This is a genomic window from Methylopila turkensis, from assembly GCF_027922325.1.
Lineage (GTDB): Bacteria > Pseudomonadota > Alphaproteobacteria > Rhizobiales > Methylopilaceae > Methylopila > Methylopila turkensis.
The window spans coordinates 268,323-294,710 of sequence record NZ_BSFL01000002.1; the positions used below are offsets into that span (position 1 = coordinate 268,323).

The 26,388-nt window shown below is 69.0% G+C and carries 24 protein-coding genes, 1 tRNA gene and 1 pseudogene; 9 read left to right on the forward strand and 17 right to left on the reverse strand.

The features are described 5' to 3' along the window. Positions 1-54: 54 nt before the first annotated feature. The 3 genes from PKE78_RS07925 to PKE78_RS07935 all read right to left on the reverse strand — a co-directional run bounded on the left by PKE78_RS07925 (position 55) and on the right by PKE78_RS07935 (position 3,124). A complete protein-coding gene (locus PKE78_RS07925; protein WP_271200337.1) occupies positions 55-306 on the reverse strand; it encodes an exodeoxyribonuclease VII small subunit in 252 nt (83 codons plus the stop codon). Positions 307-354: 48 nt separating this feature from the next. Then, positions 355-1,281 (reverse strand): histone deacetylase family protein, encoded by a 927-nt coding sequence (locus tag PKE78_RS07930; protein ID WP_271200338.1) that lies wholly within the window; start codon positions 1,279-1,281, stop codon positions 355-357. A gap of 85 nt (positions 1,282-1,366) precedes the next feature. After that, complete coding sequence (locus PKE78_RS07935; RefSeq protein WP_271200339.1) at positions 1,367-3,124, reverse strand: acyl-CoA dehydrogenase family protein; 1,758 nt, start codon at positions 3,122-3,124, stop codon at positions 1,367-1,369. A gap of 441 nt (positions 3,125-3,565) precedes the next feature. On the opposite strand from PKE78_RS07935, the gene PKE78_RS07940 reads away from it, so the two are divergent. Beyond that, positions 3,566-4,120, forward strand: a complete 555-nt coding sequence (locus tag PKE78_RS07940; RefSeq protein WP_271200340.1) for a hypothetical protein — start codon at positions 3,566-3,568, stop codon at positions 4,118-4,120. A gap of 13 nt (positions 4,121-4,133) precedes the next feature. Here PKE78_RS07940 and rnhA read toward each other — a convergent pair whose 3' ends face one another. The 3 genes from rnhA to ispH all read right to left on the reverse strand — a co-directional run bounded on the left by rnhA (position 4,134) and on the right by ispH (position 6,786). Next, positions 4,134-4,571 (reverse strand): ribonuclease HI, encoded by a 438-nt coding sequence (rnhA, locus tag PKE78_RS07945; protein WP_271200952.1) that lies wholly within the window; start codon positions 4,569-4,571, stop codon positions 4,134-4,136. An 86-nt stretch (positions 4,572-4,657) separates the two neighbouring features. Further along, on the reverse strand, positions 4,658-5,626 hold the full coding sequence (locus PKE78_RS07950) for a homoserine kinase (RefSeq protein WP_271200341.1): 969 nt from the start codon (positions 5,624-5,626) through the stop codon (positions 4,658-4,660). Between the two features lie 197 nt (positions 5,627-5,823). Further along, a complete protein-coding gene (gene ispH, locus PKE78_RS07955) occupies positions 5,824-6,786 on the reverse strand; it encodes a 4-hydroxy-3-methylbut-2-enyl diphosphate reductase (RefSeq protein WP_271200342.1) in 963 nt (320 codons plus the stop codon). Positions 6,787-6,969: 183 nt separating this feature from the next. Here ispH and PKE78_RS07960 point away from each other — a divergent pair, with 183 nt between their 5' ends. From PKE78_RS07960 to PKE78_RS07980, 5 genes and pseudogenes are all read left to right on the forward strand, one after another. Further along, positions 6,970-7,614, forward strand: a complete 645-nt coding sequence (locus tag PKE78_RS07960; protein ID WP_271200343.1) for a hypothetical protein — start codon at positions 6,970-6,972, stop codon at positions 7,612-7,614. 347 nt (positions 7,615-7,961) lie between these two features. Then, a tRNA-Met gene (locus tag PKE78_RS07965) sits at positions 7,962-8,038 on the forward strand. 207 nt (positions 8,039-8,245) lie between these two features. After that, on the forward strand, positions 8,246-8,662 hold the full coding sequence (locus tag PKE78_RS07970) for a hypothetical protein (protein ID WP_271200344.1): 417 nt from the start codon (positions 8,246-8,248) through the stop codon (positions 8,660-8,662). A 501-nt stretch (positions 8,663-9,163) separates the two neighbouring features. Beyond that, on the forward strand, positions 9,164-10,015 hold the full coding sequence (locus PKE78_RS07975) for a transglutaminase-like domain-containing protein (RefSeq protein ID WP_271200345.1): 852 nt from the start codon (positions 9,164-9,166) through the stop codon (positions 10,013-10,015). A gap of 261 nt (positions 10,016-10,276) precedes the next feature. Continuing rightward, positions 10,277-10,576: pseudogene (locus PKE78_RS07980) on the forward strand (excinuclease ABC subunit A); the annotation flags it as partial. Here PKE78_RS07980 and PKE78_RS07985 read toward each other — a convergent pair. From PKE78_RS07985 to PKE78_RS07995, 3 genes are read right to left on the reverse strand one after another with little or no spacing between them, the layout of a single operon-like run. After that, positions 10,528-12,045: an efflux transporter outer membrane subunit gene (locus PKE78_RS07985; RefSeq protein WP_271200346.1), complete on the reverse strand. Its 1,518-nt coding sequence runs from the start codon at positions 12,043-12,045 to the stop codon at positions 10,528-10,530. The pseudogene PKE78_RS07980 and the gene PKE78_RS07985 sit on opposite strands and share 49 nt — an antisense overlap. 3 nt (positions 12,046-12,048) lie before the next feature. Continuing rightward, positions 12,049-15,174 carry an efflux RND transporter permease subunit gene (locus PKE78_RS07990; RefSeq protein WP_271200347.1) on the reverse strand — a complete coding sequence of 1,042 codons (3,126 nt, stop codon included), beginning with the start codon at positions 15,172-15,174 and terminating at the stop codon, positions 12,049-12,051. 4 nt (positions 15,175-15,178) lie between these two features. Beyond that, positions 15,179-16,246 carry an efflux RND transporter periplasmic adaptor subunit gene (locus tag PKE78_RS07995; RefSeq protein WP_428981244.1) on the reverse strand — a complete coding sequence of 356 codons (1,068 nt, stop codon included), beginning with the start codon at positions 16,244-16,246 and terminating at the stop codon, positions 15,179-15,181. A gap of 245 nt (positions 16,247-16,491) precedes the next feature. Here PKE78_RS07995 and PKE78_RS08000 point away from each other — a divergent pair, with 245 nt between their 5' ends. Next, a complete protein-coding gene (locus PKE78_RS08000) occupies positions 16,492-17,082 on the forward strand; it encodes a TetR/AcrR family transcriptional regulator (protein ID WP_271200349.1) in 591 nt (196 codons plus the stop codon). Between the two features lie 234 nt (positions 17,083-17,316). Here PKE78_RS08000 and PKE78_RS08005 read toward each other — a convergent pair whose 3' ends face one another. Together PKE78_RS08005 and PKE78_RS08010 are read right to left on the reverse strand one after the other, a co-directional pair. Then, positions 17,317-17,613: a putative quinol monooxygenase gene (locus PKE78_RS08005; RefSeq protein WP_271200350.1), complete on the reverse strand. Its 297-nt coding sequence runs from the start codon at positions 17,611-17,613 to the stop codon at positions 17,317-17,319. 74 nt (positions 17,614-17,687) lie between these two features. Further along, positions 17,688-18,482: a type 1 glutamine amidotransferase domain-containing protein gene (locus tag PKE78_RS08010; RefSeq protein ID WP_271200351.1), complete on the reverse strand. Its 795-nt coding sequence runs from the start codon at positions 18,480-18,482 to the stop codon at positions 17,688-17,690. 117 nt (positions 18,483-18,599) lie between these two features. Here PKE78_RS08010 and PKE78_RS08015 point away from each other — a divergent pair, with 117 nt between their 5' ends. Beyond that, positions 18,600-19,508, forward strand: a complete 909-nt coding sequence (locus PKE78_RS08015) for a LysR family transcriptional regulator (RefSeq protein WP_271200352.1) — start codon at positions 18,600-18,602, stop codon at positions 19,506-19,508. A 110-nt stretch (positions 19,509-19,618) separates the two neighbouring features. Here PKE78_RS08015 and ssuD read toward each other — a convergent pair whose 3' ends face one another. The 4 genes from ssuD to solA all read right to left on the reverse strand — a co-directional run bounded on the left by ssuD (position 19,619) and on the right by solA (position 23,094). Continuing rightward, positions 19,619-20,749 carry an FMNH2-dependent alkanesulfonate monooxygenase gene (ssuD, locus tag PKE78_RS08020; protein ID WP_271200353.1) on the reverse strand — a complete coding sequence of 377 codons (1,131 nt, stop codon included), beginning with the start codon at positions 20,747-20,749 and terminating at the stop codon, positions 19,619-19,621. Between the two features lie 163 nt (positions 20,750-20,912). Then, complete coding sequence (locus PKE78_RS08025) at positions 20,913-21,110, reverse strand: helix-turn-helix transcriptional regulator (RefSeq protein ID WP_428981257.1); 198 nt, start codon at positions 21,108-21,110, stop codon at positions 20,913-20,915. A 460-nt stretch (positions 21,111-21,570) separates the two neighbouring features. After that, entirely contained in the window at positions 21,571-21,804 is a 234-nt protein-coding gene (locus PKE78_RS08030; protein WP_271200354.1) for a hypothetical protein, read from the reverse strand. 120 nt (positions 21,805-21,924) lie between these two features. Continuing rightward, a complete protein-coding gene (solA, locus tag PKE78_RS08035) occupies positions 21,925-23,094 on the reverse strand; it encodes an N-methyl-L-tryptophan oxidase (protein WP_271200355.1) in 1,170 nt (389 codons plus the stop codon). Between the two features lie 247 nt (positions 23,095-23,341). Here solA and PKE78_RS08040 point away from each other — a divergent pair, with 247 nt between their 5' ends. Then, complete coding sequence (locus PKE78_RS08040; RefSeq protein ID WP_271200953.1) at positions 23,342-24,358, forward strand: LLM class flavin-dependent oxidoreductase; 1,017 nt, start codon at positions 23,342-23,344, stop codon at positions 24,356-24,358. A 33-nt stretch (positions 24,359-24,391) separates the two neighbouring features. On the opposite strand, the gene PKE78_RS08045 is transcribed toward PKE78_RS08040, so the two are convergent. After that, the gene (locus tag PKE78_RS08045) at positions 24,392-25,225 is read right to left on the reverse strand and encodes an aspartate dehydrogenase (protein ID WP_271200356.1); all 834 of its coding nucleotides are present in this window, start codon (positions 25,223-25,225) and stop codon (positions 24,392-24,394) included. 168 nt (positions 25,226-25,393) lie between these two features. Further along, a complete protein-coding gene (locus PKE78_RS08050; RefSeq protein ID WP_271200357.1) occupies positions 25,394-26,302 on the reverse strand; it encodes a LysR family transcriptional regulator in 909 nt (302 codons plus the stop codon). Between the last annotated feature and the right edge of the window lie 86 nt (positions 26,303-26,388).

Below are 26,388 nucleotides of genomic sequence, written 5' to 3' on the forward strand. Positions count from 1 at the left end.
GGCGACGGCTCCGGCGACGGGAAGGATGACGAAGGCGGCGGACGCGGCCGCGGCTCAGCCCGGATCGAGCGGGGCGACGCCCTTCGGCGCGCCGTCCGCGCCGGTGGCGATGGTCTCGACCCGCGCCTCGGCGCGCTTCAGCAGGTCGTCGCACCGCGCCTTCAACGCCTCGCCGCGGCGATAGTTCTCGATCGATTCCTCGAGCGGCACCTGGCCCTGCTCCAGGCGGCCGACGATCCGCTCCAGCTCCTGGAGCGCGGCCTCGAAGGTCAGGTTCGAAACGTCGTCGTTCGGCGCGTCCGTCACGGCGGGCCTCCCCTGTTCGCAGCCAAGGCGCGGACTTTTAGGCGCGCTTCAGCCCCGCATCAAGGCGCGGACATGGGCCGCGGTCGACTGGGCGAGGCCGGTCAGGTCGTAGCCGCCCTCGAGGATCGAGACGACGCGGCCGCCGGCGGTCTCGTCGGCGACGCCCATCAGCTCCTGCGTCATCCAGGCGTAGTCCGTGTCCCGGAGCATCAGGCCGCCGAGCGGATCGCGCGCATGGGCGTCGAAGCCGGCGGAGATCACGATCAGGTCCGGCGAGAAGGTCCGGAGCGACGGCAGGATCGCGTCGTCGAACGCCTCGCGGAACTTGTCGCCGCCGTCGCCGCCGCGCATGGGACAGTTCACGATGTTGCCGACGCCGGTTTCGCTGCGCGCGCCGGTGCCGGGAAACAGCGGCATCTGGTGCGTCGAGGCGTACATGATGGACGGGTCGTCCCACACGATCGCCTGCGTGCCGTTGCCGTGGTGGACGTCGAAATCGACGATCGCGACCTTCTCGACCCCGTGCGCCTTCTGGGCGTGGCGGGCGGCGACGACCGCGAAGTTGAAGAAGCAGAAGCCCATGGCCGTGGTCTGCTCGGCGTGATGGCCGGGCGGCCGCATGGCGCAGAAGGCGTTGCGGGCGCGGCCGCCGACGACCTCGTCGACCGCGAGCGTCGAGGCGCCGAGGGCGCGCAGCAGCGCCTCCCAGGTGCCGGGGCTCATGGTGGTGTCGCCGTCGATGCGGACCATGCCCTCGCGAGGGCGAACGCGGTCGAGCGCCTCAACGAAGGCCTCCGGGTGGGCGAGCGTCGCGACGGCGGCCTCGGCGAGCGGAGCTTCGACGCGGGCGAGCGCCTGAAACGCCTCGGCCTCCATCGCCTGCTCGACCGCGCGCATCCGCTCCGGCCGCTCGGGGTGGCCGGGGGTGACGAGATGGTCCCGGAAGGCGGGATGCGTGACGTAGAGGGTGCTCATGATGCTCTCGGATGCGTGCGTCGCCATGGTCAGTATGGCGCTGGCGCCTGGGATGCCAAGCTGAAACGCCAACCGCGCTCGTGGTTCAGATGCCGAGCGCGGCCTCCGCCGCCGCGCCGTCGAGCGCTCCCGCCCCCTCGGTGACCGACCGCGCGAGGCCCGAGGCCCCGGTCGCGATGTTCTCCGCGAAAAACCGCGCCAGCGCGACGCGGCCGAGCGCGCCCTCGCCGGCTCTCAGCTCCGCGAGCGCGTCCTCGACCAGCGCCGCGCCGCCGGCCGCCAGCGCGAACAGCCGGAGGTAAGGCGTCGCGCCGGCCAGCGCCTCGGCGGGGCTGCGGCTCGCGGCGGCGATCCAGGCGGTGGCGTGGTCGAGCGCGTCGATCGCCTCGGCGAGCCTCGGCGCGGCGGCGCCGAGCTCCGGCGCGTTCGTCTCGGCCGCGCGGCGCACGACGTCGCGCAACGACGCGATCTCGATCCGCACGGTCTCGCCGTCGGCGAGCGGCAGCTTGCGGGTGACGAGGTCGATCGCCTGGATGCCGTTGGTGCCTTCGTAGATCGGCGTGATGCGGGCGTCGCGCATGTGCTGGGCGACGCCGGTCTCCTCGATGTAGCCCATGCCGCCATGCACCTGGACGCCGAGCGAGGCCACCTCGCAGCCGACGTCGGTCGAGAACGCCTTGGCGATCGGGATCAGCAGGCTCGCCCGCTCGTGCGCCGCCTTGGCGACGGCGGGATCGGCGGCCGCGCGCGACCGGTCGATCTCGACCGCGGCGCGGTAGCAGATCCCGCGGGCCGCGGCCGTCATGGCGCGCATCGTCAGCAGCATGCGCCGGACGTCGGGATGGGCGATGATCGGGGCGGCGCCCTCGCTGCCGTTGGCGCGGCCCTGCCGGCGCTCGCGGGCGTAGGCCAGCGCGTCCTGGGTGGCGCGCTCGGCGATCGCGACGCCCTCGAGCCCGACGCCGAGCCGGGCGTTGTTCATCATGGTGAACATGCAGGCGAGGCCGCGGTTCTCCTCGCCCACGAGCCAGCCGACGGCGCCGCCGTTCTCGCCGTAGACCATGGTGCAGGTCGGGCTCGCATGGATGCCGAGCTTGTGCTCGACGCCGGCGCAGACGACGTCGTTGCGGCTCCCGTCCGGCAGCACCTTCGGCGCCAGGAACAGCGAGATGCCGCGCGTGCCGGCCGGGGCGTCGGGCAGGCGCGCCAGCACGAGATGGACGATGTTGTCGGTGAAGTCGTGCTCGCCGTAGGTGATGTAGATCTTCTGGCCGGAGATGCGGTAGGAGCCGTCGCCGGCGCGCTCGGCCTTCGCGCGCAGCAGCGCGAGGTCGGAGCCGGCTTGCGGCTCGGTCAGGTTCATGGTCGCGGTCCATTCGCCGCTGACCAGCTTCGGCAGATAGCGCTCTTTGAGCTCCTCCGAGGCGTGGGCCTCGATCGCCTCGATCGCGCCGTGGGTCAGCATCGGGCACAGGCCGAAGGCGAGCGAGCCTGACGCCCAGAGCTCCGTCGTCGCCGCCCACACCGCCACCGGCAGCCCCTGCCCGCCATGGGCCTCGTCCGCCAGCACGCCGTTCCAGCCGGCCGCCGTCCACCGCCGGTAGGCGTCGGCGAAGCCCGGCGGCGTCGTGACCGCGCCGTCCGCGAAGCGCGCGCCGTGACGGTCGCCCTCGCGCGACAGCGGCGCGACGACGTCGGTCGCGAAGGCGCCGGCTTCGTCGACGACCGCGGCCAGCGTGTCCGCGTCGAGATCGGCGTAGACGCCCTCCTCCCGCGCGCGACCAAGCCCCGCGGCGTGCTCGAGCGTGAAAAGGATGTCCGTCACCGGCGCGCGGTAGGTCATGGGGCGTCGTCTCCTGCCTGCTGCGGTCTTTTAGGGCGGAAGCCGGATCGGCGCCCCTCGCCGAAAGGTGGAGGCGTCCGCGGGCTGTCCGTAAGCGCCGCAGCTTGGGCGTCCTCGGTCTTCGATCGTAAACGCGCCAAAGCGGCGGCGTCGAGGCGATCCCGGCGGCCGGTCGCCGGCGGTCCCGGAGAGCGCCTATGTCCGCCGTCGGCCACTCCTACTACACGCTCGACGTCGGCGATCCCGCGCCGTGGTCCGGCCACACCGACGACGACTTGGGCCGGCGCCGCTTACGGGGAGCTAAGCAGATCCGAAAGGGGGCGAGCTCACGATGCATTGCAAGTAGTGAGACGATTTTCGCTGATGAACGTTCACCACTTACCGTTGCCATAGCGCACGAACGCAATCAAAATGGGCCCAGACTTGGCAAGGACGCCCGTTATGATCCGTCTCGCTTGCGCGCTGATCGCCTTTGTCGTGCTCGCAGCGGAAGCGCGAGCCGAAAGCGCGACGGGCTTCTGGAGGTTCGGCACAGTGACGCTGACCTTATCTCCCGTCCCCCGCGCGGGCCCGCGGTGCGATGCGCCAATGGTCCATTACGATCCCCGGCCGACTCCTGGCGGCACGTCCTCTCAAGTCATCGCCGTCGCCGCGTCGCAGATCGAGTTCAAAACGCCCCTTCTCGCTACGATCACCTTGCCTACGTTCAACATTTCGTACATCAAGGTCAATGAAGAGCCTGAAAAAGCGTCTTTTGGCGGGACAGCCTATATTGATCTGACCGCGCCGGAACGCGGTAATCTGAAATTTTTCGCGCGCGGAGTGGGTTTCAAAGGCGTGGCCGGGGAGCCACCTTTGTTTTATCCTGCAAGCTTCGCTCTCACCGGCTACGAAGCAACCACTGAAAACCAGTATCTGAACGTCAAGTTCCGGTTCAGAGCAGAGATTCCTTCAGCGCACTGCTACATCCACGTCGAGGGCAAGTTCATCCGCTGAGCCGGCGCGCGCCTCAGACCTTGCGGGTCTGGAACGGCGCCATGCCGTCGCGGGCGAGCTGGTCGGCGCGCTCGTTCTCGGGGTGGCCGGCATGGCCCTTGACCCAGCGCCAGTCGATGCGGTGGATCTTCAGCGCGGCGTCGAGGCGCTGCCAGAGGTCCTGGTTCTTAACCGGCTTCTTGTCGGCGGTGCGCCAGCCGTTCTTCTTCCAGCCGTGGATCCACTTGGTGACGCCGTCGCGCAGGTACTGGCTGTCGGTGTGCAGCACGACCTCGCAGGGCCGCGTCAGCGCCTCGAGCGACGCGATCGCGGCCATCAGCTCCATGCGGTTGTTGGTGGTCGGGCTCTCGCCGCCCTTGAGCTCCTTCTCCGCCGCCCCCTTGCGCAGGATGGCGCCCCAGCCGCCGGGGCCGGGATTTCCCGAGCAGGCGCCGTCGGTGAAGATCTCCACCGCGTCCGCCCCGACCGGAGCCGCGGGCTCCGGCGCGGAGGCCTTCGGCAGCGCGGGCTTCGCGCGTCGGGGGCGGGAGACCGGGCTCACGGCCGCCACCCGTAGTCGGCGACGCCGCGCGCGCGCTGGTGGAACTTGAGCTTCTTCAGATATTCAAGCGGATCGAGCTTTTTCACCAGCGCGCCGGGCGGGGTGTCGAGCCAGTCCACCAGCCGCGTCAGCATGAAGCGCAGCGCGGCCCCGCGCGCGAGGATCGGCAACGCGGCGATCTCGGCCTCCGACAGCGGCCGCGCGGCGTGATAGGCGGCGAGCAGCGCGCCGCCCTTGGTGACGTTGAACTCGCCATTCGGTTCGAAGCACCAGGCGTTCAGGCAGATCGCGACGTCGTAGGCGAAGACGTCGTCGCAGGCGAAGTAGAAGTCGATCAGCCCAGACAGTCGGTCGCCGAGAAAGAACACGTTGTTGGGAAACAGGTCGGCGTGGATGACGCCCGTCGGCAGGTCGAGCGCGGCGAAGGCCGGTTCGAGCGCGTCGAGCTCCTGCGCGATCAGCGCGTCGAGGCCGCCCGCGACCGCGTCGCCGCGCCCGCGCGCGCTCCGCTCCAGCGCCCGCCAGCCCGCGACCGACAGCGCGTTCGGCCGGGTGAGCCCGAACCCCCTGCCCGCCTCGTGCAGTTCGGCGAGCGCGCGCCCGAGCTCGGCGCAGTGCGCCGCCGTCGGCCGCCGCACCGAGACGCCGTCGAGGAAGGTGACGAGCGCCGCCGGCCGGCCGCAGAGCTCGCCCAGCACGGCGCCGTCGCGCGCCTTCACCGGCTGCGGGCAGTTGAGCCCCTTCGCCGACAGGTGCTCCAGCAGGCCGAGGAAGAACGGCAGGTCGGAGCGCTCGACCCGCTTCTCGTAGAGCGTGAGGATGAAGCGCGCCTGGGTGGTGACGAGCAGGTAGTTCGAGTTCTCGACGCCCTCGGCGATGCCCTTGAACGCGACCGCCTCGCCGATGTCGTAGGCCTTCAGGAAAGCGGCGAGGTCCTCGTCGGGGACTTCGGTGTAGACGGCCATGGAGAGGTCTCGGCTTCGGGGACGGCGCGTCGGCTGCTTAAGAGGTCGGCGCGCGGGCCGCAATGGCGACGCCTACTTGTCCCGGCCTTGAGCCGGGACCCGGACCCTCGACGCCTGAGATCGAAGCGTATCCGCGCTGGTCAACCAGAGGCGTTTCTGGGTCCCGGCTCAAGGCCGGGACAAGTGAGCCGCCCGTCTCACTCCGCCGCCGCGTCCCTGAGCTCGCGCGGCAGTGGGAAGAACACGCTTTCGTCCGCGGTCGTCACCGTCTCGACGGTCACGGCGTAGCGCTCGGCGAAAGCGTCGATGATCTCCTCCACGAGAATCTCCGGAGCCGAGGCGCCGGCGGTGACGCCGAGCGTGCGGAGGCCCGAGAACTCGTCCCAGTCGATGTCGCTCGCGCGCTGCACCAGCCGCGCCACCCGGCAGCCGGCGCGCTCCGCCACCTCGCGCAGCCGCTGCGAGTTCGACGAATTCGGCGCGCCGACGACCACCAGCCCGTCGCAGGCGGGGGCGACGCGCTTCACCGCCTCCTGCCGGTTGGTGGTGGCGTAGCAGATGTCTTCCTTATGGGGGCCGTGGATCGCGGGGAAACGGCTTTTAAGCGCCGCCACCACGCCCGCGGTGTCGTCGACCGACAGCGTGGTCTGGGTGACGTAGGCGAGCTCCTCGCCCTCGGCGGCTGCGAGGCCCGGCACGTCGGCCTCGGTCTCGACCAGCGTCACCGCGCCCTCGGGGAGCTGGCCCATGGTGCCGACCACCTCCGGATGGCCGGCATGGCCGATGAGCAGCACCCGGCGCCCCCGCTTGTGGTGGATCTCCGCCTCGCGATGCACCTTGGTGACGAGCGGACAGGTGGCGTCGATCGCGAACAGGTTGCGCGCCTTCGCCGCCGCCGGCACCGACTTCGCCACGCCGTGGGCGGAGAACACCACCGGCGCGTCGCCGTCCGGCGCCTCGTCGAGTTCGTCGATGAACACCGCGCCCTTCCGCTTCAGCGCGTCGACCACGTAGCGGTTGTGCACGATCTCGTGACGGACGTAGACCGGCGGCCCGAAGCGCTTCAGCGCCGCCTCGACCACGTCGATCGCCCGCACCACGCCGGCGCAGAAGCCGCGCGGCGCACAGAGCAGGATCGTCAGGGGCGGCTTGTCGGACATGCGCGGGCTCTAAGGCGTGCTCACGGGCGCTCGGGCGCGCTTTTCGCCCCCGCGTCTCCGGTGATGCGGCCGGGCGGCGGGGGGTGTCAAGGCGGCGTCCTTCCGCGCCGGCTCCCGCCTTGCTATAAACCGGCCAGCGTCGCGGGCGGGGCCGCGGCGCCGCGGGCGAAGGATGGTGGCGTGATGCGTTCCGGCGGTCTCAAGAGGCTCGGCCTCGTTTCGGGCCTTCTCGCGGGCGCGCTCGCGCTCTCCGCCTGCAGCACGGTCGGCGGCGACCAGCCGCAACAGGCCGGACAGGACGGCGGCCAGAACGCCAGCCTCGCGACCAAGCTGATCATGGGCACCCCCAACCCGCCGCCCTTGAGCGAGCCGGTCGACACCCAGATCAAGCGCGACTGCCCGCCGGTCGACGTGCTGGACGGCGCCGCCGCGTTCCGCGCCTACGCCACGCCCGGCTCCGCTGACCCGTTCGACATCCGCTACCAGGCCAGCATCGCCGACACCGCGCGCGAATGCTCGAGCCTCGGCGTCGAGGCCGCGATCCGCGTCGGGGTGACCGGCCGCGTCATCCTCGGCCCGAAGGGTTCTCCCGGCAGCTTCCGCCTGCCCCTGCGAATCGCGGTCGTCGACGAGAAGGGCGTGCCCGTCTATTCGCGCATGCACCCGATCGACGTGACGGTGCCCGCGGGCCAGACGCAGGCCGACTTCCCGCACATCGAGGACGGCGTGGTGGTGCCGATCCCGGCCAACCGCTTCCGCGGCTGGAAGATCATGGTGGGCTACGACCCCTCCGGCGCGACCCAGACCCGCGCCTCGCGCGCCCGCTGACGGCCTGCGGCGGCCTCGTCGAACGCAGGCCGCGAGCGGCCGCGTCGGCGACGTTTTCGACGGTCCCCCGCCCGAAGCGCCGCGCTCCCGTAGCGCCGGGAACGAGACCATCCCCGGCCGATCGGCGGCCCGGCCGCGGTCGTATCGCGCTTCCGCGCCGCCGGTTCGGGAGGGCCCGTCCCTAGCCTCGATCGCTGGGCCGTGCGGCCTTGACGCCGCACCGGCCGGAGCGCGCCGACGCCCTCGCCAGAACCCGGCGACGCCGGCGCGCCGCGCGGCTTGACTTGGCCCCCGCCGCTTTCTTATATCCGCCCGCGCCGCGCGCCCGTCTTCACAGGCCCCGCCGGGGCGGAGTAGCTCAGCTGGTTAGAGCAGCGGAATCATAATCCGCGTGTCGGGGGTTCGAGTCCCTCCTCCGCTACCAATCGATTCGTCTACGTCGTCATTCGACGCCCTCCGCGCCGGCGCTGGAGAGGTGCTGACGTTTCGACTCTCTCCGATCGCCCGATCGCGCCCGCTCGGCTTCGGCCGGCGGGGCGCTTTTTGCGTTATAAGGCCAGCGTGAGGGCTCCTAACTTGTCACCCGCTGATTTCTCGCCGAGGCTCGACTTCCAGCTTGGGGGATTGGAGCATGAAGTTTATCATCGTGGCGCTCGCTTTGGCGGGGATGACTAGTAACGCGTCAGCGCAGGCCTCTTCCGCTGATCAGCCGCCGCCGAGCACCTCACTGAAGCAAAGCGCGGTGCCTGGTGATCTGGGCATGGCGATCATGTCCGCCGTAGTCAGTTCAAACGGCAACCTTGCCCGCGGGGAAGGCGCGACGAACGCGTTCGAAATCCCCGGCGCTCCAGGAAGATACGAAGTCGTGTTCGGGCGCGATGTTACAAGCTGCACTTTCGCTGTAACAGGCACTAGTTCCACGGCTGTTATCGTATATGCACAAAATAGATTTGGCAATCCAAACGCAATTTTCGTCAACGCCGCTTCGGCGATCAATCAGTCTAATGTTCAGTCAGGTTTTACGGTTATTGTATACTGTGGTCGCTAAATAATAATCGATTGCGCCTGCTGCGGCTCTGGCTGGAGCGGGCGCTTTTGCGTTTCAGCGGGGCTCTGGCTTCGGCAGGTAGAGCCCTTCCTCAGCGTCCTGATTCACAAGTTCGTCGTGGCAGAGCTCCCCGGCTCCCGCTCGAGATCGGGCTCGGCAACCTCGGCCGCGCCTCCCCCCGCCCGATCACACCACGAAACGTAAGACGAACAGCGGCTGATCCGTCGGGGGGTGCGAGTAGAACGGGCCTCCGCTACCAATCGATTCGTCTACGTCGTCATTCGACGCCTCCACGCCGGCGGTGGAGAGGCGCTGACGCGTCGACGCTCTCCGATCGCCCGATCCCGTCCCGCTCGGCTTCGGCCGGGGGGCGCTTTTTGCTTTCCGGAATCACGCGCATGTAAGAGGCGTCTCGGCGGCGTTCCGCCGTCCTTGTCGCTCTCGCATGTCGGCCTAGATGAGCGGCCATGCTCGAGTCGAGCCAAGTTCTGCGGGGGCGCTATGAAATTCAACGTCGGTTGCCAGCTCGACTACACGATCGAAAGCGACACCGTTTTCATATTCAACTTCGAGGTCGCCCGGATTCCCAACCACAGCGATCTTGTCGAACGGCTTACGCTCAGCCCGGACGTCGCTCGGGTGACGCATGAATCGCCCGAAAACCTGAACCGCTATCTGCGGGCGGTGGCGACGCCGGGCGAGTTTTCGGCGAGCTATGAGGCGACCGTCGATCTCAACGTCTACAGAGCCGATCCGACGACGATCAACGAGACGCCGATCAGGGACCTGCCGCTCGACGTCCTGCCTTACCTGCTGCCCAGCCGTTTCGTGCCGTCAGACCGGCTGGCGGATTTCGCGCTTCGGGAGTTCAGCGCATTCCCGCCCGGCCATATGCGGGTGAGCAACATCTGCAGCTGGATCTACCGGAACATCGACTACGTCCGGGGGAGCAGCGACTCCGAGACGACGGCGACCGAGATCCTGATCCAGCGCGCCGGCGTCTGCCGCGACTTCGCGCATCTCGGCATCGCCTTCTGCCGCGCGCTCGGCATCCCGGCGCGTCTCACGAGCTGCTACGCCTTCGGTCTGAGCCCGGCTGATTTTCACGCCGTGTTCGAGGCCTATCTCGACGGACGCTGGTGGTATTTCGACGCGACGCGGCAGGCGGCGCTCGACGGTCTGGTGCGGATCGGCGTCGGACGGGACGCAGCCGAGATCGCGTTCTCGACGCCCTTCGGCGCTATGACGCCCAAGGGGCCGCCGAGGATCTGGATCGACCGCGCAGACGGCCAGCCGGAGCCGTCGCCCCGGACGACCGATGCGATCAGCACGGACGAACCGCATTCGGGCTGATGGCCGGCGCAACGGGCCTCCGCTAAATCACGGAGCTAGACGGCGAGCCCCTCCGGCGCCAGGCGTTGGATCTCGTCGAGAGGGTCGTGCGCCACGTCTCGCGCGACGGCCAGCATTTTTCGGCGACGCGCCGCCGCCGCCGGCGGCCGACCGCGATCTGTCGCCTCCGTCCTTGGCTTTTGACGATCGTCAATGTTTCCGGACCGGGTCCGGCGTCTCATCACGGCTTAGACGTGGCTTGCGCTTAATTCGACTTGGAGCGGCGCGCTCTATGTGGTCGACGAGCCGACGACCGGCCTTCATCCGACCGACGTCGAGCGCCTGCTCGGCCAGCTCCACGCCTTGGTCGACGCCGGCGCCAGCGTCGTCCTGGTCGATCACGACATGACGGTGGCCGCGGCGAGCGACTGGGTGATCGACATCGGCCCGGGCGCGGGCGACGAGGGCGGGCGGATCGTCGCGAGCGGCCCGCCGGCGAAGGTCGCCGCCAACGGTGAGAGCCGCACGGCCCCTTATCTCGATCGCGCGCTTGGCGGAGGCCTGCTCGCCACGACTACCTGACCTCCGAGCCTCGGTCCTGTCGCGACGTCGACCACTTCAGGCTTCGAGACGTCGACCGGTCTGTCCCAGCCGCCGCCGAGCGCCTTGTTGAGCGCGACGTAGTCGGTCGCGGCCAACACGCGGCTCTGGAGCAGCGCATCCTCCGCCTCGAAGGCCGAGCGTTCGGCGTCGAGCACGTCGAGGAAATCGGACGAACCTGCGCGATAGAGCTCGCGGGCGAGCCGCGCGGCCTCGCGATAGTTCGAGGCCGCTGTCGCAAGCTGGCCGGCGCGTTGGCGCTCCTTGGCGAGCGAGACGAGCGCGTTCTCGACGTCTTCGAGCGCGGTCAGCACGGAAGCCTTGAACGCCACAAAATACTGGTCGCGCTGCGCCTTGGCGACGTCGACCGCCGCGCGCAGCGAGCCGCCCTGGAACAGCGGCACGTTGACGGATGGCCCGTAGGACCAGCCGATCGTCGAGCGCTTGGCGAGGTCCCCGATCTTGCTGCTCGTGGTCGAGATCGAGCCTGTCAGGCTGACGCTGGGGTACAGCGCGGCCTCGGCCTGGCCGATCTTCGCGGTGTATTGCGCAAGCTGACGCTCAGCGCGGCGGACGTCCGGCCTCGTGAGCAGGACGTCCGCCGGCAGGCCTGCGGCGGGGGGACGCCGCGGGCTCGGGATCGGCTTCGTCGCCGCCATACGCGGGCTGAGCGACGCGGGGGACCGACCCGTCAGGACGCCCAGACGATGGATCGACTGGGCAAGCGAGGATTCGAGCGAGGGAATTTCCGCCGCCGTCGTGGCTGCGAGGCCGGCCGCGTTCGCCGCGTCGACGGATGAGGCCGAGCCCGCTTCGAGTTTCTGTCTCGTGAGGCCCGCAGTCTCGCGCTGGGAGGCCGCGGTTCGTCGCGCGAGCGCGATGCGCGCCTGGTAACCCCGCGCCTCGACATAGTTCTGGGCGACGTCGCCGACGAGCGTCAGCAGCGTCGAGCGAAGCTCCTCGTTCGCCGCGTCGACCCCATAGGTCGCAGCCTCGACCTCCCGGCGGGTCGCGCCGAACAGATCGAGCTCCCAGCTCGCGTCGAAGCCCGACTGAAAGGTGCTCGCGGTGACGGACGCGCCCGTGCCGGTCTGGGTCGCGGCGGTCTTGGTCCGGTCGGCGTCCGCGGTCCCGTCCACGGTCGGGAACAGCCCGCCGACGGCCTGCCGCCGCGTCGCCCTGGCCTCGCGGATCGCGGCTTTGGCGGAGGCGACGTCGAGATTGCCGGCGACGGCCTCATCGACCAGCGCATTCAGCAACGGGTCGCCGAGGTTGCGCCACCACTGCGAGAGCTGCGGGCGGGCCGGCCTCGTCTTGGCGGCTTCGCCCTTCCAGCTCACCGGCATGGCGAGCGACGGCGTCCTGTAGTCGGGGCCGACCGCGCAGCCCGCGAGCAGCAGAGCGAGCGACGCGGCGATCCCGACGCGCAGGGCGGACGCTGTGGCGGTCATGGGTCAGGCTCCCGCGGTCTGGACGGTTGCGGGAGCGGGCGAGCGCCAGAAGATCCGCCGCACGGTCACGTAGAGGAGCGGCGCGAAGAACACGCCGATCACGGTCGAGGCGATCATGCCGCCCATGACCCCAACGCCGATCGCGTTCTGCGCGCCCGATCCGGCGCCGCTTGCGACCGCAAGCGGGGTCACGCCGAGGATGAAGGCGAAGGAGGTCATCAGGATCGGGCGGAGGCGCTGCCGCGCGGCGTCAAGCGTCGCCTCGATCAGACCGAGACCCGCCGCCTGTTTCTCGATCGCGAACTCGACTATGAGGATCGCGTTCTTGGCCGCAAGCCCGATGGTCGTGAGCAGGCCGACCTTGAAGTAGACGTCGTTCGACTGCCCGAAGAGCGTCGCGGCCGCGAGCGCGCCGAAGACGCCGATTGGCACCGACAGCATCACCGCGAAAGGCACGGACCAACTCTCGTAGAGCGCGGCGAGACACAGGAACACGACGAGGAGTGAGATCGCGTAGAGCGCCGTCGCCTGGTTGCCCGACAGCCGTTCCTGATGCGACAGGCCCGACCATTCGTGGGCGTAGCCCGCGGGAAGCTGCGCGATCAGGCGATCGATCTCGTTCATGGCCGCGCCTGAGCTGACGCCGGGCGGCGACATGCCCTGGATCTCGACCGCCGAGGAGCCGTTGTAGCGTTCCAGCCGCGGCGAACCGAAGGTCCAGCGGCCGCTCGCGAAGGCCGAGAACGGCACCATCTCGCCCTCGGAGTTGCGTACGTACCAGAGGTCGAGATGCTCCGGCTGCATGCGATGCGCGGCGTCGGATTGGACGTAGACGGTCTTCACCCGGCCGCGATCGATGAAGTCGTTCACGTAGGTCCCGCCCCAGGCGGTCGAGAGCGTCGTGTCGACGTCGGAGAGGCTGAGGTCGTAGGCGCGGGCCTTCTCCGGATCGATCTCGACGGCGTATTGCGGCGTGTCCTCCATGCCGTTGGGCCGCACGCCGGCGAGTTGCCCGCTCTTCGCCGCCTCGGCGAGCAGCCGGTCGCGCGCTGCGATCAGCGCCTTGTGGCCCGCGGCGTTGATATCCTGCAGGTAGAAGCTGAAGCCGGCGGTGTTGCCGAAGCCCTGGATCGCCGGCGGATTGAGCGCGAACACCTGGCCGTCGCGGAACGAGGCGAAGCGGCCCATGGCGCGGCGCGCGACCGCCGAAGCCGACAGTCGCTCGTCCTTGCGCTTGTCGAAGTCCTTCAGCCGCACGAAAGCGATGCCGACGTTCTGCCCGGAGCCGCCGAAGCCGAAGCCGACGCTCGCGAACACGCTTTCGACCGCGTCCTTTTCCTCCGTGAGGTAGTAGGAACGGACCTGGTCGAGCGCTTTCAACGTCCGGTCCGCGGTCGCGCCGACCGGCATCTGGACCGAGGTGATGAGCAGGCCCTGATCCTCCTCCGGCAGGAAGGAGCTCGGCAGCTTCACGAACAGCCAGCCCATGGCGGCGGCGATCGCCGCGAAGGCGCCGAGGCCAATGGCGGCGCGGCGCAGGAGCGAGCGCACGCCGGACTGGTAGCCGCCCGTCATCCGGTCGAAGCCGCGGTTGAACCAGCGCGCGAGCCGGTTCTTGTCCCCGTGCGTCTTCGGCTTCAGCAGCGTCGCGCAGAGCGCCGGCGTGAAGATCAGCGCGACCAGCGCCGACAGCGCCATGGCGGTGACGATCGTGACCGAGAACTGGCGGTAGATGACGCCGACCGAGCCCGAGAAGAACGCCATCGGGACGAACACCGCCGACAGCACCATCGCGATGCCGATCAGCGCGCCGGTGATCTCGCCCATGGACTTGATCGTCGCATCGCGTGGGCCGAGCCCTTCCTCCTCCATGACGCGCTCGACGTTCTCGACGACCACGATCGCGTCGTCGACCAGAAGGCCGATCGCCAGCACCATGGCGAACATGGTCAGCGTGTTGATCGAGTAGCCGAACAGCGCCAGCACGCCGAAGGTCCCGAGCAGCACCACGGGCACCGCGAGCGTCGGGATGAGGGTCGCGCGGATGTTCTGCAGGAACACCAGCATGACGACGAAGACGAGGACCACCGCCTCGATCAGCGTGTGCACCACGGACTCGATCGAGAGGCTGACGAAGGGCGTGGTGTCGTAGGGGTAGGCGACATCGACCCCTTCGGGCAGCGTCGACTTCAGGCGCTCGATCGTCGCCTTGACGTTCGCGGCCGTGTCGAGCGCGTTCGCGCCGGTCGCGAGGCTGATGGCGAGGCCCGCCGTGTTCAGGCCGTTGAACGAGGCGGCGGTGGTGTAGTCCTCGGCCCCGAGTTCCACCGTCGCGACGTCGTTCAGCCGGACGATCGACCCGCCGGTCTCGCTCTTCAGGATGATGTTCTCGAACTGCGTCGGGGTCTGGAGCCTGCTCTTCGCGGTGATGGTGGCGTTGAGCTTCTGTCCCTTCGCCGCCGGCAGGCCGCCGAGCTGGCCGGCCGACACCTGCGTGTTCTGCGCCTCGATCGCCGACGTCACGTCGCTCGGCATCAGGGCGTATTTCTGGAGCTTCGCCGGATCGAGCCAGATCCGCATGGCGTAGCCGGAGCCGAAGAGCTGGGTCTCCCCGACGCCGTCCACGCGCTTGATCGTGTCGTTCAGCGTCGAGTCGACATAGTCGGCGAGGTCGGTCGAGCTCAGCCGGCCGTCCTTCGAATAGAAGGCCACGACCAGCAGGAACCCGCCGGTCGATTTCGTGACCGTCAGTCCGTTGTCGCGCACCGCCTGCGGAAGCTGCGCCTCGACGAGTTGCAGCTTGTTCTGGACCTGCATCTGCGCGACGTCGGGGTCCGCCGCGTTGGTGAAGGTCAGCGTGATCGTGGCCGAGCCGGTCCAGGTCGACGTCGAGGCCATGTAGTCGAGGTTGTCGAGCCCGGTCATGCCCTGCTCGATCACCTTGGTGACCGAGTTCTCGATGGTCTGGGCGTCCGCGCCGGAATAGGTGGCGCTGATCCTGACGGTCGGTGGCGCGATCTCCGGATATTGCGAGATCGGCAGCGACCGGATCGCAAGCACGCCGCCGAGCATGACGGCGATCGCGAGAACCCAGGCGAAGACCGGCCGGTCGATGAAGAAGCGCGACATCACCTCAGTCCTTCAGCGCGGCTTCGCGGACTTCGCCGGTGGCGTCGTCGACGGTGACGTTCTCCGCCGTGACCGTCTGGCCGGCGCGGACGTTCTGCGCGCCCTCGACGATCACCCGCTCGCCCGCCCTGAGACCGTCCTCGACGAGCCAGGAATTGCCGACGCTGCGCCGGACCTTCAGCGCGCGCTCCTCGACCTTGCCCTCGGTGTTGACGACCTTCGCGGTCGGCTCCCCCTTGGTGTTGCGGGCGACGGCCTGCTGCGTGACCAGGATGCTGTTCTCGGCCACCCCCTCCTCGATCACCGCGCGGGCGTACATGCCGGGCACGAGCAGTCGGTCGGGGTTCGGAAAAGTCGCCCGCACGGTGAAGGTGCCGGTGGTCGTGTCGACATTGGCTTCGGCGAAGGCGAGCTTGCCGGTCTGGGCGTAGGTCGAGCCGTCCTCGAGGATCAGCTTCACGGCGACGTTCGGGCCCTCGAACTTCAAAAGCCCGGTGCGGATCGCCTCGCGGAAGCGCAGCAGGTTCGTGCTCGACTGGATGACGTCGACATTGACGGGGTCGAGCGTGCGGATCGTCGTCAGAGCAGTGTCCTGGCTCGCGGTGACGAGCGCGCCGGGGGTCAGCGACGAAGCGTCGGCGCGGCCGGAGATCGGCGCGCGGATCGTCGTGTAGTCGAGGTTGATCTTTGCGGTGGCGACCTCGGCCTTCGCCGCCGCCACATCGGCCTTCGCCTGCGCGAGCGTCGCGACCGCGTCGTCGACATCCTGCTTCGACACCGCGTTCGATTTCGACAGCAGCTGGTAACGCTCGACCTTGGCCTGGGCGCTCGGCACGGCGGCCTCGGCCTTCTGCTCGGCCGCGACCGCGCTGTCATAGGTCGCCTGGTAGCTGGACGGATCGATCTGGTAGAGCGGATCGCCCGCTTTAACCTCGCTGCCCTCCCGGAAGATCCGCTCGCGGATGAGTCCCGCCACCTGGGGGCGGACCTCGGAGACGAGCGAGGCGCTGACCCGTCCGGGAAGTTCGGCCGTCAGCGCGACCGACCTCGCCGCGAGGGTCACGACGCTCACCTTCGCCTGTTCGGAGTCGCGCGGCTGGCCGGCCTGCTCCTGCCGCTCGCACGCCGCGAGCAGGATCGCTAGACCTAGGGCGAGGAGCCGAAAGGCTGCGGAAACGCCTTGACGGCGGTTGAGCGAACAGGACATGTTTCGAAACATACCAGTACCGGAACAGATAAGTACCGATAATGCCGACTGAGACCCTTTGTCAATCGGCGTCGCTCGACGACGCGAAGCGATCGCCCGGCCGGCCGCGGGTGAGCGAGGACGACCGCCGCGCCGCGTTCATCGCGGCGGCGCGATCGCTGTTCGTCGAAGGCGGCTATGCGGCCCTGACCACGAACGCGGTCGCGGCCCGCGCGAAGGCGTCGAAGCGCTCGCTGTACGAGGCGTTCGAGAGCATCGACGCTCTGTTCGCCGCGGTCGTCGCCGAGCATTCGGTGGAGATGCTGCGAGAGCCGCCGGACGACGACGCGACGCCGCTCGAGGACGCGATCGCCTACATTTTCAATCTCGACATCGACGAGGAGAGCGATCGGTATCGCTCCACCTTCCTGCACGCTGCGATGTTGGACCAGAGCCGTTTTCCGCAATCGCACGCCGCAATCGTTGAGCACGGCATCGACCCGGCACGTCGCAGGCTGACCGGATGGCTTCGACGCCAGATCGACGCCGGCCGGATCGTGAAGGAGGATCCCGACAGGCTCGCCCGTCTCCTCATGGACCTTGTCTTCGCATCGTCGCGGTTCCAGCCCGGATCTGCCGACGACTGGCCCGATCGCGACACGAAGAAGGATCACGTGCGGTGGTGCATCCGGATGGCGCTTCGGGGGCTCAGAGCTTCGTGACCTCTACACCGATGACGGCTGCCGGCGAGCGCGGCCGCGTGCGAGCGGAGACCTGCGCCTGCCGCCGTCGCGTCTCTGACGCGCAATGCAAGAACGTCGGGCGCCGCTGACGAGCGGAATCAGCTGACCGAGCCGAACGACGCCCACGCGCGAAGCGAATGCCGCTCCGGCGCGTGGGCGTTCCCAAAGTGGAAGCAGGGAGACAGCACGCCCGCCAAAGCGAGCGACGAACGCTCAGGCGACCGCCTCCGGATTGAGGACGAAAGCGCTTCGCTCGGCGAGATCGCCGACGCGCGTCAGATAGGCTTGGAAGTGCGGGCTCGCCCGATGCGCGGCCACCGCCGCTTCGTCGACGTAGAGTTCGTCGAGGACGAAGCGTGCGGGGTCGGCCTGATCGACCCAGAGGTCGTAGCGCAGGTTTCCCGGCTCGCCGCGGGACGGCGCCAGCATCCCGTCCAGGAGCTGCCTCAAGTCCGCGGCCTTGTCGGGACGGGCGGTCAGAACGGCCACGATCTTCACATGGTTCGACATGATGTCATTCCTTTCCTGTCGCCGTGCGAAGCGCTGTCGGAGCGCCCCGCCGGTCCTCCTGGTCGGCATCGCGTTCAGCCGAGCCGCGCGTCCAAAGCTTCGACGAACGCCTTGGCGAGCGGATGATCCGACCGCGGGTTCTGCCCCGTGATCAGTTCGCGGTCGACGACGACATGGGGCTCGAAGTCGACGGGGGTGGTCTCGACCCGGCCGCCGGCGGCGGTCAGCGCCTGCGGCATGTCGAAATACATCTTGGCGTGGAGGATGTGCTCTTCGACGACCTTCTCCTCGGAGGCGGAAAAGATCGTCATGCGGTAGTCCCGGTAGGTCCAGTCCTTGGCCCACTCGCTGGCCTTGGCGTCGTCGCCGGCGATCAAGGCCGCCCGGAAGGCGCGTGGGTCGGGCATCGCGGCCGTGAGCGCGATCGGCCCGTGGCAGAGCAAGGCGGTCGGCTTCTCGGCCTCATGGAAGTGGCGCAGGATCTCGCCGACCTCCGCGTCCTGCATCAGATCGACCACAGGCGCCTGGCCTCCAGGGACGAACACGCCCGCGAAGCCGTCGAGACCGTCGTCGATCACCGAACGCAGGGTGCGAGGGCTGTTCATGGCGGCGCTGGCGTCGAAATAGTCGCGGCCGGCGCGGTAGGCGGCCGCGTCGTTCTCGAAGTGCGCGGGCGCATCCGAGGCCGCGTCGATCGTCGGCTTCTCGCCGTTCGGGGTGGCGAGGACGACCTCGTATCCGGCCGCTTCGAGCGCCATGGCCGGAACCACGGTCTCGTTCAGATATTGGCCGGTCGCGCCCCACCTGTTGCCCTGCACCTCGATGCGGGTAGCGTTGGAGCCGACCACAAGCACTTTGCCCTTCGTCATCGTGACCTCCTGTCTCGAAACTCGTCCGCATCCCGGACGCGACGGAAGATGCGCCTGACCCTTTCATTCCAGATGTTTATTTCTTGGATTTCAGATATATCTATGACAGCATAACTTATGCGCTATGACCTCAATCTGCTTCCGGTGTTCGTCGCGCTCATGGAGGAGCGCAGCGTGACCCGCGCGGCCGCGCGCCTCGGGATGACGCAGCCGTCGATGTCGAATGCGCTGGCGCGTCTCCGCCTGATGCTCAAGGACCAGCTTTTCGTTCGCGAGCGCTATGGCGTCCAGCCGACCCCGATCGCTCTCGAACTGGCTCCGGTGATCGCCGATGCGCTCGCGCTGCTGGACGACGCCGTGCTCGGTCAGCAGGATTTTGATCCGGCCACCGCCGAGCGGCTCTTCACGATCGCCCCCAACGGCTACGTCGAGGCGGCGATCATGCCGGCGCTCGCCGCGCGGTTCGCCGAGGTCGCCCCCAGGATCAGGCTGCGGCTGGCGCCCTATGGCAACGATCTCGTCGAGACAGGCGTGGTGTCCGGCACAACGGCCATGGTCCTCGGACGCATCACCGATCCGCCCGACAACCTCGTAGTCCAGCACCTGATGGACGACGGTTTCGACTGCGTCGTGCGCGCCGATCATCCGGAGATCGGCGCCAGGATCACGCGGAAGCAGTTCGAGACGATGCGGCATGTCAACGTGATCCCGCCCGGACGCATGCGGGCCGGACTGTTCCAGGCGTTGGCCAAGCAGAGCCTTCGTCGTGAGGTCGCGCTGTCCGTCACCAACTTTCTGGCCGTGGCCGAGATGGTCGCGGTCACGGATCACATCGGGACGCTTCCGCGGCTGATCTGCCGACGCCTCGTCAAGGACCCGCGGGTCCGCGTGCTGCCCGCTCCGGTGGATCTGGGCAGCTTTCCGGTCGAGATGGCATGGCACGTCCGGTACCGGCACGACCCCGCGCATCGATGGTTGCGGGGAATGGTGGCGGACACGATCGCGTCCATCGCCTCTCCACCTTGATTTGGTCGCGTCCCGGATCGTCAGCGCCGGCCCGACGCCTGCGCGCGACGTCGGTCGGGCCCGAAAAATGCGCGTCGTTCTGCGCCGCGCCGCCTCCGAACTTTGTGTGTTTACGACGTCGTCGCGGCCTTGACGCCGAACTCGCCACCGATCGTCGCGTGCGCGCCGCTCGGTTCGCGCCCGAGCCCGAGATTGGGGAACAGCAGCTCGGCGACCTTGAAGGCCTCCTCAAGATGCGGATAGCCGGACGCGATGATCGTATCGATCCCGACCGCCTGATACTCCCGCAGCCGCTCCGCCACGGTCGCCGGATCGCCGACGAGCGCCGTGCCCGCGCCTTTGCGCACGAGGCCTAGTCCCGCCCAGAGGTTTGGCGCGATCTCAAGGTTCTCACGCTTGCCGCCGTGGAGCGCCGTCATCCGCTTCTGGCCGACGGAATCGGATTTGGCCGCCATCGCCTGCGTGGCCGCGATCGCCTCGTCGCTCACACGGCTGATCAGCCGGTCGGCGGCCGCCCATGCTTCCGCGGCCGTCTCGCGAACGATGAGGTGGAGGCGCAGCCCGAAGCGCAGCGTCTTGCCGCGTTTGGCGGCGGCCGCCCGCACCCGCGCGATCTTTTCGGCCACCTGATCCACCGGCTCGCCCCAGGTGAGGTAAACTTCGGTGTGATCGGCCGCGATCTCGATCGCGGCGTCCGACGAGCCGCCGAACCAGAGCGGCGGATGCGGCCGCTGCACCGGCGGGAAAGCGAGCTCCGCCCCGATCGCCTTCAGGTGCTCGCCCTCGAAGTCGACTCGCTCGCCCGACAGGAGCTTCCGCCAGACGGTGAGAAACTCGTCGGCCTGAGCGTAGCGCGCGTCGTGGTCGAGGAAGACGCCGTCGCCGGCGAGCTCGGCGGCGTCGCCCCCCACAACGACGTTGAGCAACAGGCGGCCGCGGCTGATGCGATCGAGCGCCGCCGCCTGCCGCGCCGCAAACGCCGGACTGGTGACGCCGGGCCGCAGCGCGACGAGGAACTTGAGCCGCTCCGTCGCGGTCGCGAGCGCCGTCGCGACGATCCAGGACTCTTCGCAGCCCTTTCCCGTCGGCAGCAGAACGCCCTCGAAGCCGAGCCGATCGACCGCTATCGCGACCTGTTCCAGATAGAGGGGATCGGCCGGCCTGTGGCCTTCGCTCGAACCGATATAGGTTCCGTCTCCCTGCGTCGGGATGAACCAGAACATCGTGAGTGGCTTGGTCATCGTCGTATCGCTCCGAGCGTCGCCCGCCTGAGGTCAGGCGCGGTTCCAGGCGCCTTGGCGAGCAGAAGGCCCATGCCGCACGTGTCGCTCACGCCGGCGAAAACCAGCCCCGCGCCGATGAAGGGCGGAGCCGCGCCACGTAGGCGCACGAATGCTGCATCGATCAGACGATCGCTCGAACCTGCGCCTTCGCGGCGCGCGCGCTGCGGACAGGCGGCGCACCGAACAGACGGCCGTATTCGCGGGCGAACTGCGACACGCTTTCATAGCCGACCGCGAAGGCGGCGCTGCCGGCGCTCGCGTCTTCCGACAGCATCGGCCGCCGCGCCTCGACCAGCCCAAGCTGCTTCTTCCTGGTCATCACGTCCTGCGGCTCCCTGCCGAAGCTCGCCTCGCCGGCGGTCGAGGAGCGACGGCGATGCGGCGCTGCTCCTTCGCGCTGATGACCCGCGCCCCCTGCGAGGCGGGCGCAGCTAATCGTCGTCGTGCTGACCGCGGGCCGCGAAGGGAGGCGTGTGCACCAGCGTGGCGATCAGTCGAAGAAGTGCCTGATGCTCCGGCCCCTGGGGGTCGTGGCTGAGAAACGCGCCCAGTCCGATGTGAGAGAGGCGCCCGCCGGAAGGCCCGTTCGGCTGGTGAATGACGAATGCGGCGCCGTTTGTCGGTTCGCGACCCAAGAACCAGGAATCTCCGTTCGGGCTTCGGTACAGCTCTCGCCTATCCGTCATGGTCGGTGCGCCTCCTTGGCCGTTTCGACCATACAGGACGTCGCAGGACTGCGAAGGCGCATGATCATTCCTGCATGGCGATCCAGCGCGCGCCTAGTCCCCCAGCCGCTTCGCCCGCCTGTATTCCGCGACGGTCTCTCGCAGGCTTTCGATCGTCTCAGCCGATCGCGCCGCCGTTTCGACATGGGCGGCCTTGTCCGAGCGCAGCTTCTCGATCGCTTCGGCCGCGTCGAAAAGGAGGACCTTAAAATCCTCCGGTCGCAGCTCGCCGGGGATCACGGCCGCCGCCCGCAGGACGGTCACGATGTCAGGCTCTTTGTTTTTCATGCGTGATTCTCCGGCGGCTCGCCTCCTTGTTCAATATCTGGGCCCGTCGCGATACCGCCCTTCTTCGGCATCCTGCTTCAGAAGTTCGTCGTGACGGAGCTCCCCGGCTCCCGCTCGAGATCAGCGATCGAAGCGCGCGAGTGAGAACGGGCGCAGGGGTTCCCAGCTCCCTGTCATGACCGCGGCCGCGACCGCCTCGCCGATGCCGGCGGAGTGCTTGAAGCCATGGCCGGAGCAGGCCGAGATCGCGACGACGCGGTCCATGGCCGGGTGGCGGTCGATGATGAACCCGTTGTCGGGCGTCACGGTGTAAAGGCAGGCGGCCGCCTTCGCGACGGTGGCCGAGGCTCCTGCGAGGCGACCTGCGACGTGGACGCGGTGCATCTCGGCCGATTCCTCGGCCGAGACCTCGCGCGACATCGCGTCGGCGGTGGTGGCGTCCGCGTACTGTTCGGTCGCGACCTTGACGCGCGGATCGCCGGGCAGCGGCGGAAAGCCGTAGAGATAGTCGACGTCGGTCGGTCCGTGCATCCAGATGAAGACGGGGGCGTCGGCGGCGTAGGCGCTCATGTCGTCGAGCGCGAACCAGTGCAGGACCTGCCGGTTGACGGTCAGCAGCCGGTCGAACGGCGCGCCGAGCAGGTCGGCGGCCCAGCCGCCGGCCGAGACGATCACGTGTCCGGCGACGACCTCGCCCCGCGACGTCGTGACGATCGCCCGATCGGCCTCCTGGCGCACCGACAGGACGTGCGTGTCGCTCCGGAGCTCCGCGCCGAGCGCCGCGGCGCGCGCGAGCTGCGCCTCGATGCAGCGTTCGGGGAACACGTAGCCGCCGCCGGGCTCGTAATAGACCTTCTCGTCGCCTTCGAGATTAATGAACTGCGGGAAGCGCCGCGCCACGTCGGCGCCCGTCATCGTTTCGTGCGGGACGCCGAACGCGCGCGCCGCCGCCGTCGAGCGCGCGACGAAATCCGGCTTGCCGTGGTGGGAGCTCTCGCCCTTCCCCGGCGCCATCACCAGCACGCCGCAGGCCTCGAACAGCTTCTGCCCAGTCTCCGCCTCGAGCTCGCGCCAGATCCGGTGCGAGGCCGTGACCAGCGGCACGTAGTCCGCGCCTTCGCCGACCGCCTGCCGGGTGATGCGGGTCTCGCCGTGGCTCGATCCGAGCGCATGGGGCGGCGCGAAACGGTCGAAGCCGATCACCTTCGCCCCTGCCCTGGCGAACTGATACGCGCAGGCCGCGCCCATCGCGCCGAGCCCCACCACCACCACGTCGGCATGCGTGCTCACGAAACGTCTCTCCTCGCAGGGACCCGCCGCGACATTGAAGCAGCGGGCGGGCCGGAGAAATGGGGAACGACCGATCTCCAGCGCTTATTCATTCCATGCCGCGGACTTGAACGGGGCTGTGCGGATCGCAGCCGTTCGACAATTTCGAAAGCAGTTTCTTGCACGGACGCCCGTGAGACCCCCGGGCGGACCCTCCATATAAGGCGCGGGCGCCCAAGACGCGCCGCGCGGACCTGAGGTGACGGCTTTGCTCAAGATCGGATTCCTATCCTTCGGCCACTGGGCGCCCACGCCACAGTCGCAGACGCGCTCGGCCGGCGACGTGCTCCTGCAGTCGATCGATCTCGCGGTCGCGGCCGAGGAGATCGGCGTCGACGGGGCCTATTTCCGCGTCCACCATTTCGCGCGCCAGCTCGCCTCGCCCTTTCCGCTGCTCGCGGCCGTCGGCGCGAAAACGAAGCGGATCGAGATCGGCACCGGCGTGATCGACATGCGCTACGAGAACCCGCTCTACATGGCGGAGGACGCAGGCGCCGCCGACCTGATCGCCGGCGGGCGGCTGCAGCTCGGCATCAGCCGCGGCTCGCCCGAGCAGGTGATCGAGGGCTGGCGCCATTTCGGCTATGCGCCGGCGGAGGGCGAGAGCGACGCGGACATGGGCCGGCGCCACGCCGAGAGGTTCCTCGACGTGCTGAAGGGCGAGGGCTTCGCTGAGCCGAACCCGCGGCCAATGTTCCCCAACCCACCGGGCCGGCTCAGGATCGAGCCGTATTCGGAGGGCTTGCGCGACCGCGTCTGGTGGGGCTCGGCCTCGAACGCGACCGCGGTCTGGGCCGCGAAGCAGGGCATGAACCTGCAGAGCTCGACGCTGAAGAAGGATGAGAGCGGCGAGCCGTTCCACGTGCAGCAGGCGCGCCAGATCCGGGCCTATCGCGAGGCGTGGGCGGCGGCCGGCCATCAACGCACGCCGCGCGTCTCGGTCTCGCGCTCGATCTTCGCGATCGTCAACGACCAGGACCGCGCCTATTTCGGCCGCGGGCAGGACAGCGACCAGGTCGGGATCATCGACGACATGCGGGCCGTGTTCGGCCGCTCCTACGCGGCGGAGCCGGACCGGCTTGTGGACGAGCTCAAGGCCGACGAGGCGATCGCCGAGGCCGACACGCTGCTGCTCACCGTGCCGAACCAGCTCGGCGTCGCCTACAACGTCCATGTGCTCGACGCGATCCTCAGGCACGTCGCCCCGGCGCTCGGCTGGCGCTGACGCCCCGGCCCAGCCGGGATGATGCGGGATCGATCACGAGCCGACCCGGAGCGGCGCGCCGAGCTTGCGCAAATAGGCGATCACCGAGAGCGCGGTGATGCGGCCGGTCTTGGGGTTGTCGGTCGGCACGTTCTCGATTGTCATGCGGAACGTCGCGGAGTCCGCCTCGACCTCGACATGGTGGGTGTTGAGGGTCAGCGCCGGATCGGCCCAGATCTCAAGCGTCGTCCTGTCGGGGCCGACGCCGGCGAGCGAGAGCGCGACCGCGACGTTGAGGTTGGCCGGAAAACCCACCGCCGCCTCGCGGGGCGTGCCCTTGAAGATACGAAGCGGCTCGGCGATGTCGTCGATGGCGATGCCGTTCTCGACGAGGTAGGGCGCGCCGGCGAGGCCTTTCACGGGCTTGCGCGTGACCATCCGCACCGAGCGGATCTCGCCTTCGGCTGCGGCCGTCACGGCGTCAAGGCCGAGCAGCGCGCCGGTCGGCACGACGATCTGGCCGCCATGGGCACGGGCGAGCTCCACCAGCGCCTCGTTGGCCAGCAGCGCGCCGGAGCTCAGCACTACGACCGTCTTGCCGGCCTTCAGGAACGGCTCGGCGATCGCGGGCAGCAGGGAGGCCGGGGCGCATTCGACGACGATGTCGGCCAGCGGCTCCAGCTCATCGATCGGCACGACCGGGACCGGCGTCCGCAGACGGCCGAGCCTGGCGCTGGCCCGGGTCAGGTCGTTCGCCGAAACCGCCGCGAGCGCGCAGCCGGGCAGGCCCTCGTCGAGCGCCTCGGCGACGCGCAGGCCGACGGCGCCCAGCCCCGCGATCGCGACGCGGCGCGGACCGCCGACGGCTTCGTTGCGAGCGTCGCTCATCGGGCAGGGTCCTTCCAGAACGTTTCGGTTACAGGCCATGCGGCCTTGGGCGCTGGCCTTCCCTTCGGGACGGCGTTGTGACGAACTTTGGGCTTCCCGCTCCAGGCGCGGCCAGCGCGCGCTGCGCTCGAAACATCGGACGGGCCCGATAGCGGTCGAGCTCCGATACTATCCCCTGTCGACGCCTTCGATCGCGAGAATCCGCGGCGCCGCGAAATCGGCGAAGGCGCGCACCGCTGGCCTCAGGAACCGTTTCGAGAGGTAGGACATGCGGATGTCGGTGGGCGTCACCCGATGCTCGGGCATGACCCTGACGAGCCGGCCGTCCGCCAGTTCGTCCGACACCAGCAGCACCTGAGCGGTCGCGATCGCGCGGCCGGACAGCGCCGCGCCCATCAGGATCTGCACGCTGTTCGTGCGCAGAACCGGATCAAGCGTCACGGTCTCGGGTCCGTTCGGCCCGATCATCGAGAGCCCGCCGTCCGCGGAGAGCGAGGCGTCGGTCACCGCGACGTCGTGGGCTGTCAGCTCCGCGGGCGTTCCGGGCGCGCCCCTCCGCGCGAGATAGTCGGGCGACGCCACGAGAACGCGCCGGGCGATCCCGATCCTGCGCTCCTGGACGTCGGCTTGCGTCGCGCGCCTGAGCCCGAAGGCGAGGTCGATCCGCTCGTCCGCGAGATCGACGCCGGCGTTTCCCAGGATCAGATCGACCGAGACCGTGCGGTGCCGGTCGCGGAAACTCTCCGCGATACGGTGAAGATGACGCTCGCCGAGGCAGGCGGGGCTGTGGATCCGGACGTTTCCGGAAATCTCGTCGCCCTCGGCCCTAACGGTCGCGAGCGCTTCGTCGATCGTCGCCAGAGCGTCGCCGCAGAGCGAGTGCAGACGGCGGCCGGCCGCCGTGGGGGCCATGCCGCGTCGCGAGCGGTGGAACAGGCTCGCCCCGCAATGCTCCTCCATCTTCCGCAGGAGCTTGCTCGCCGCCGGCTGCGCGAGGCCGAGATCACGGGCGGCCTGCGAGAGCGAGCCCGTCTCGACTGTCCGAACGAAGACCCGGAGAGAGTTCGCGACGTCCATCCATTCTCCTCGGTCATGACGATTATGGCGATCCCCGCACTATCGCGCCGGGGCCGGCTTCGCAATCATCCGCGCCATTGACGCCG